This window comes from Aestuariivirga sp. (assembly GCF_044239095.1).
GTDB lineage: Bacteria > Pseudomonadota > Alphaproteobacteria > Rhizobiales > Aestuariivirgaceae > Aestuariivirga.
On the sequence record NZ_JBIICB010000243.1, the window covers coordinates 1 to 6,665 of the forward strand.

General features: G+C 63.5%; 8 protein-coding genes and 1 pseudogene. 6 read left to right on the forward strand and 3 right to left on the reverse strand.

Translation table 11 applies throughout. The annotated features are described in order from the left end of the window. Positions 1 to 135: 135 nt before the first annotated feature. Positions 136 to 558 carry a Sec-independent protein translocase protein TatB gene (tatB, locus tag ACILRA_RS17845; protein WP_395663415.1) on the forward strand — a complete coding sequence of 141 codons (423 nt, stop codon included), beginning with the start codon at positions 136 to 138 and terminating at the stop codon, positions 556 to 558. Next, complete coding sequence (tatC, locus tag ACILRA_RS17850; RefSeq protein WP_395663416.1) at positions 555 to 1,340, forward strand: twin-arginine translocase subunit TatC; 786 nt, start codon at positions 555 to 557, stop codon at positions 1,338 to 1,340. Before tatB ends, tatC begins: the two co-directional genes overlap by 4 nt. 221 nt (positions 1,341 to 1,561) lie before the next feature. Here tatC and ACILRA_RS17855 read toward each other — a convergent pair whose 3' ends face one another. Then, entirely contained in the window at positions 1,562 to 1,885 is a 324-nt protein-coding gene (locus ACILRA_RS17855) for a hypothetical protein (RefSeq protein ID WP_395663417.1), read from the reverse strand. Further along, entirely contained in the window at positions 1,885 to 2,655 is a 771-nt protein-coding gene (locus ACILRA_RS17860) for a DUF2092 domain-containing protein (protein WP_395663418.1), read from the reverse strand. Before ACILRA_RS17860 ends, ACILRA_RS17855 begins: the two co-directional genes overlap by 1 nt. A gap of 268 nt (positions 2,656 to 2,923) precedes the next feature. Between ACILRA_RS17860 and serS the strand changes: the two genes are divergently transcribed. From serS to ACILRA_RS17880, 4 genes are all read left to right on the forward strand, one after another. Then, positions 2,924 to 4,204 (forward strand): serine--tRNA ligase, encoded by a 1,281-nt coding sequence (gene serS, locus ACILRA_RS17865; protein ID WP_395663419.1) that lies wholly within the window; start codon positions 2,924 to 2,926, stop codon positions 4,202 to 4,204. 4 nt (positions 4,205 to 4,208) lie between these two features. Beyond that, complete coding sequence (surE, locus tag ACILRA_RS17870; RefSeq protein WP_395663420.1) at positions 4,209 to 4,970, forward strand: 5'/3'-nucleotidase SurE; 762 nt, start codon at positions 4,209 to 4,211, stop codon at positions 4,968 to 4,970. After that, the gene (locus ACILRA_RS17875) at positions 4,967 to 5,608 is read left to right on the forward strand and encodes a protein-L-isoaspartate(D-aspartate) O-methyltransferase (RefSeq protein ID WP_395663421.1); all 642 of its coding nucleotides are present in this window, start codon (positions 4,967 to 4,969) and stop codon (positions 5,606 to 5,608) included. Before surE ends, ACILRA_RS17875 begins: the two co-directional genes overlap by 4 nt. A gap of 61 nt (positions 5,609 to 5,669) precedes the next feature. Continuing rightward, positions 5,670 to 6,416, forward strand: coding sequence for a hypothetical protein (locus ACILRA_RS17880; RefSeq protein ID WP_395663422.1), 747 nt, complete (start codon positions 5,670 to 5,672; stop codon positions 6,414 to 6,416). Between the two features lie 64 nt (positions 6,417 to 6,480). On the opposite strand, the pseudogene ACILRA_RS17885 reads toward ACILRA_RS17880, so the two are convergent. After that, positions 6,481 to 6,665: pseudogene (locus ACILRA_RS17885) on the reverse strand (EamA/RhaT family transporter); the annotation flags it as partial.

A 6,665-nucleotide genomic window follows, 5' to 3' on the forward strand; every position in this document is an offset into this window, starting at 1 on the left:
AAGGGCATGGCTGACGACGAGCCTGCGACCGCTGCGGCGGATCCGAAGCCCATCGAGCAGCAGACCGCCGTCACCACCGACGCCGAGAAGGCCAAGAGCTAAAGGCATACCGGCGCATTATCGCCGGATAATCACATGTTTGACTTCGGATTCGGCTACACCGAAATGTTCGTCGTTGCTGTGGTGGCGATCATCGTCATCGGGCCGAAGGACTTACCACGCGTGCTCCGCGCCTTCGGCAAGACGGTGGCGAAGATGCGCGGCATGGCGCGTGAGTTTCAGGGCCATCTCGACAGCGCCATGAAGGACGCCGGCATCGACGAGGTGAAGAAGGAATTCGACAACATCAAGAGTTCCGCCAACATCATCGAGCCGGTCAAGAAGACCGTCGTCAACGAGACGAAGAAGCAGGAAGACGATTTCAAGAAGCTGTTCGGCGAAGTGCCGGACGCCAATGCCCCGCGCGCCGACGCGCCGAAGGCTGAGGTTCCGAAGGTGGATCCGCCCCGACCCGCCGATGCCGCAGCCCCTGTCGCCAGCACCCCGGCCGCCTCATGAGCCAGCAGGACATCGACGCTTCAGAAGCCCCGCTGATCGAGCATCTGATCGAGCTCAGGACCAGGCTGATCTATTGTGTTCTGGGCTTCCTTGCCGCCTTCATCTTCAGCTTCGTCTTTTCCACCGACATCCTCCACTACCTGATCCTGCCTTTCAAATGGGGAACGGGGGAGGATGTGTCGCTGATCTCCATCAAGCTCCTCGGCGTGTTCCTGGTGAAGCTCAAGATCGCCTTCTTCGGCGGCCTGTTCATCGGCTTCCCGCTCATCGCCACGCAGCTCTACGGCTTCGTGGGGCCTGGCCTCTACAAGCACGAGAAACAGGCTTTCGTGCCCTACCTGCTGGCAACCCCGGTGTTCTTCCTGCTGGGTGCGGCACTCGTCTATTTCTTCCTGCTGCCCGTCGCCATCCACTTCTTCTATGCGCTGGCCGCCGGAACCGGCACGGACGGGCAGGGCGGCATCGAACTGATGCCCGACATCGAGGCCTATCTCGATTTCGTGATGATGCTGATCCTGGCTTTCGGCCTGTGCTTCCAGCTTCCGGTGATCCTGACGCTGCTCGGCCAGATCGGCGTTGTTTCCTATGAACAGCTGAAGAGCGGGCGGAAATTCGCCATTGTCGGGGTCTTCGTCGTGGCCGCCGTTCTCACCCCGCCAGACCCCATTTCGCAGATCGCCATGGCCGTGCCGCTGATGGCCCTCTACGAGGTGTCGGTGCAGACAGTGCGCTTCCTCGAAGCGCGGCGGCGGAAGAAGGAAGCGGCCAAGGACAAGGACTAGCCGCCCGCCACTCCAGATAGATCACCATTACTGCCGTGACCCCAGCCCAAGCTGGGGTTCCGCTTTTGGTCAGCAAGTGCTGCACCAAAAGCGGGATGCCAGCTTTCGCTGGCATGACGGCGAGAATTGGTGGGGGGTGATCTCAACTAATCGCCTGCAAGACCAGAAGGCGCGTGATCCGGGCAGGCTGGATGTCCTGCCCGGTGTGTTTGTCGATTGCCTCAGAAATAGACGATGACGTAGCCGCTACCGGATTTCTGGTAGTAGGTCCCGCCGCAATAATAGAGGCTGTAGCCGTAATAATTGCCATAGGCGCAGCCAGCGGGGATCGCCCCGATATAGGCGCCGCGGCGGATGACGCGGCGTGTGGTGCGCCGGGCTACGCCGGCAGCGCTGGCGGGTGTCGCGGGACGGCCGACGCGGGCTTCCGCCTCGGTGATCATCTTGAAGAAGCCGATGGTGACCTGATGGCCGGCCAGCTCGATGTCACCCCAGATCAATCCGAGGGAAAGCGCCGCGACCAGGCATCTCTTGAAGCGTGTCATCATTTTTCTCCTTCGGGAGCGGGCACTTCATCAAGGCCCTTGAGTTCAGAGATGTTCACTTCCTTGGCGCCGTCTGCCGGCTTCAATTGGAAGTCGTCGGCGGGAACGTCGCCCCCGGTCTTCCAGCCGCTGAAAGTGATGTCATAGGAGGGCGCCAGTGCGGTCATCTTGCTGGTGATCGTGAAGCGGCAAGGGAAGGGCTTGTCGCCGGGCGCGATCCATATTTGCCAATCAGCCTCCGCTGTCCGGAAGGCGACATGGTCGCAGCTTTCGCCGCGGACGACGCCAGCACCCAGCGCCTTGGCGTCCGTGACATTGGCCATCATGATGTCATAGGCGTTCACGGAGAGGAGATCGGCCGCCGGCAGCTCCAACCCGGCTTCAAAGCGCAGCGTGTCGATGAGTTGATCGACGCTGCCTTCGAGTGGTTGCCGGGCGAAGGCATTGAGGTTCTTGCCGTAGGCTGAGATGGTCTTGCCGTCGAAAACGAGTTCGACATCGGCAATCCCGCCCGTGCGGGTTACCCGGATCCTGTCCGGCCTGCTCATGCCGAGCGTGCCGGAACTGGCGAGGCTGACCTTCTCGAGGTCCGCGGTGACGATGTCGAGGGTCGCGTCAAAACTGACCGCGATGGCCGTTTGCTGGGCGAGGAAGTCCGTCATTGCCTTGAACAGGGCCTTCGCCTCATCGTCCTCCGCATGAGCGGAAACCGGCATGACCAGCGCCGCGGCAATGAAGCCGGCGGCGAGCTTGCTTCGATTGGATTTCAACTGCTTGCCCTCCTGATGTGACGGCCATGCCGCGCTCGGGCGTGAGCGTGCCATGAGCGTGATTCATGACTTGCGCTAATCGTATTAATGCACGGCCGGACAGTTTGCCAGCAAAGGATTGCAGAGAGGATTTGCCCGGCGGGGCGTTCAGCCGCGGTGGATGGCGGCGGGAATCTGTCCCCGCTTGGCCTGGTCACTGTTTCTGCAATGGCTTCACGCCGTGCCCTCGGCGTCCTATAGGAGGTTCCGACCCAAGGAACCGAGGACCATGCACGACATCAAGGCCATTCGCGAAAATCCCGCAAGCTTCGACGCAGGCCTCGCTCGCCGGGGGCTGTCCCCCATGTCGGCGGACCTCCTGAGGATCGACGCCGAACGGCGCGAGCATGTGCAGAAGCTTCAGGACGCGCAGGCCCGCCGGAACGCGGCCTCCAAGGAAATTGGCGAGGCCATGAAGACGGGCGACAAGGCCAAGGCAGATGCCCTGAAGGCCGAAATGGGATCGATCAAGGATTTCATCGCCTCCGGCGAGGCAGTTGAGCGGGATATCGACCAGCGGCTCACCGTGGCACTGGCGGTGATCCCCAACCTGCCGCTGGAGGACGTGCCGGACGGCAAGGACGAATCGGGCAATGTCGAGGTCCGCCGCTGGGGCGCGCCTCCCGGCTTCAATTACGAGCCGCGCCAGCATTTCGACATCGGGGAATGGCTGGGGTTGATGGATTTCGAGGCGGCGGCGAAGATATCGGGTGCCCGCTTCGTGGTCATGAAGGGCCAGCTGGCAAGGCTCGAGCGGGCGCTCGCCCAGTTCATGCTGGACCATCAGACGGGGGCCAACGGCTACACCGAGCACTTCGTGCCCTTCATGGTGAATGACAGCGCCATGTATGGCACCGGCCAGCTTCCCAAATTCGCCGACGACCTGTTCCGCACCACGGATGGCCGCTGGCTCATTCCCACAGCTGAGGTCTCCCTCACCAACCTGGTGCGCGACAGCATTCTCGAAGAGAAGGACCTGCCCCTGCGGCTGACCGCCTACACCCCCTGCTTCCGCGCCGAGGCAGGAGCGGCCGGGCGCGACACGCGGGGCATCATCCGCCAGCACCAGTTCTCCAAGGTGGAACTCGTCTCCATCACCACGCCCGAACAGTCGCGCGAGGAACTGGAGCGGATGACGGGGGCCGCCGAAAGCGTGCTCCAGGCGCTGGGCCTTCATTACCGCGTGATGCGGCTCTGCACCGGAGACATGGGCTTCGGCAGCCGCATGACCTACGATCTTGAGGTCTGGCTACCGGGGCAGAACGCTTTCCGCGAGATTTCCTCCTGCTCCGTCTGCGGCGATTTCCAGGCGCGCCGCATGGATGCCCGCTTCAAGCCGGCAGACGGCAAGGGAACGCGTTACGTTCACACGCTCAATGGCTCAGGCCTGGCGGTTGGCCGCACGATGGTGGCGGTTCTCGAGAACGGCCAGAACGCCGACGGGTCGGTGACGATCCCCGAGGCCTTGCGCCCCTATATGGGCGGCGCCGACAAGATCACGAGGGGCTGAACACATGCGCATTCTGGTGACGAACGACGACGGCATCCACGCTCCTGGCCTCGAGACGCTGGAGCGCATTGCCCGGACCCTCTCGGAGGATGTCTGGATCGTGGCGCCGGCGGAGGAGAATTCCGGGGCAGGGCATTCGCTCTCACTCGCCGAACCCATCCGCTACCGCAAGATCGCCGACAAGCGCTTCGAGGTGGCGGGAACGCCCACCGACTGCGTGGTGATGGCCGCCCGCAAGATCCTTCCCGGTGACCCGGACCTCGTTCTCTCCGGCGTCAACCGCGGGCAGAACATCGCTGATGACGTGACCTATTCCGGCACCATCGCCGCGGCGATGGAGGGAACCCAGCTCGGCTTCAAGTCGATTGCGCTGTCGCAGGTCACCGGCATCCACGGCAATGGCTTCTCCTATGAGGTGGCCGAGAAGCACGGGGCGGAGATTGTGGCGAAGCTGCTGAAGCTGAGCTTCGGCCCCGGCGTCCTGATGAACGTCAACTTTCCCGACTGCCGCGCCGACGAGGTGCAGGGCGTCGAGGTGACGCGCCAGGGCAAGCGCGACGTGAACCTGCTGCATGTGGACGAGCGGGTCGACATGCGCGGCAACAATTACTATTGGCTGGGCTTCAAGCGTGAGCGCGGCAACCCGCCGGTGGGCACCGATCTCTGGGCGGTGTTCAACCGCCGCATTTCAGTGACGCCGCTGCACATGAACCTGACCCAGCTCGAAGCCATGGATGCAGTAAGGACGGTGTTCGACCCGCAATGACCGAGGACCGCCGCAGGTTCCAGCTGCTCCAGTCGCTGCGCGAGCAGGGCATTTCGGATGAGCGCGTGCTGGATGCTGTGGCCAAGGTCCCGCGTGAGGCTTTCGTCGAAACGCCCTTTTCCGACCAGGCCTATGCCGACCAGGCGCTGCCCATTTCCTGCGGCCAGACAATCTCGCAGCCCTATATCGTGGCGCTGATGACGGAGGCGCTGAAGGTGGAGCCCTCCCACCGCGTTCTCGAGGTCGGCACGGGGTCTGGCTACCAGTGCGCCGTGCTGTGCCAGCTGGCGCGGCACGTCTACACCATCGAGCGCTACGCGACGCTGGCCGAGACCGCGGGGGAGCGGTTCCGGCGCCTCGGCCTCGCCAACATCACCCAGCAGGTGGGCGATGGCACCCTCGGCATGCCGGATTTCGCCCCCTTCGACCGCATCATGGTCACGGCTGCCGCCGGGAAAGTGCCCCAGGCCCATCTCGACCAGCTGGCCGTGGGCGGCATTCTGGTGCTTCCCATCGAGGAGCGTCCGGGCCACCAGGGCCTCTGGCGCATCACCCGGGATGCGCAAGGATTTTCCCGCGAGCATCTGCTTGCAGTCCGCTTCGTGCCATTGGTCGAGGGTCTGCCCGGCGAGGGCTGACGGTGGCTTGACGCTGGCCGTTTGGCCGGGCTAACCAGCAGTGACGCACCGGGGAGGGCTTATGATGACACGTATTTCGAGCATCGTCTTTTCGGCAATGGTTTTTGGATTTGCCGCCTTGATGACGGGTGCCGCCGAGGCGCGCGAGGTTCCGATCGGCAGCATCACCTATGATGCGCGGCCGGAGCGCGAGGTCATCAATGTCGGTGGCAGCGAGGGCGAGTTCCGCGGCTTCCGTTTCGAGGTTCGCCAGAGCGATGTTGAGGTGCAGGACATCCGCATCGTCTATAGCAGCGGCCAGACGGAAGACGTGCGGGTGCGCCAGTTGTTCCGTGCCGGCAGTTCCTCCCGCGTGATCGAGCTCGGCGCGCCCCGCCGTGCCCTGAAGCAGATCATCTTCAATTTCGTGGCCAGTGGCCCGGCCCGCATCATGGTTTTCGGCGTTCAAGGTTCGGGTGGCGGCGGTGGCGGCGGCAGCGCGGAGTGGGCGCGGCTTGGCTGCAAGGACGTGCGCTTCCTGATCGACCGCGACACGCTGAAGGTGGGCCGTGATCAGGGCCGCTTCACTGCGCTCCGCCTCAAGGTGCGGCGCGCGCCCGTCGAGATGCTCAACCTCCGGGTTACCTTCGGCAACGGGACCCGGATGGACGTTCCCGCGCGGGAGTTCATTGCACCAGGGGGCGTTTCGCGGGTCATCGATCTGCCCGGCAATAACCGTGGCATCGACCGGATCGAGATGATCTATCGTTCGGTTCCCACCTCGAGCGGAACCGCTGAAGTCTGCATCGACGGCCTGGAGCGCTTCTAGCGCGCTCCGACCAGGTGGACTCACCTGGTCGAAAAGAACGTGCGCAAGAGCATGATCTAAACTCTCACGGCTGCTCGAAATCCCGGATCGGCTCCACCCGGCGCACATGCTCGCGCCAGGAGATGTAGATCGCTGACGCGATGAGGATGCCGACGCCGAGGAAGGTCCAGCGGTCAGGAAAGTCGCTGAAGAAATACCATCCGGCGAATGTCGCCATGACGATCTCGGTATAGGCCAGCGGCGCCAGCA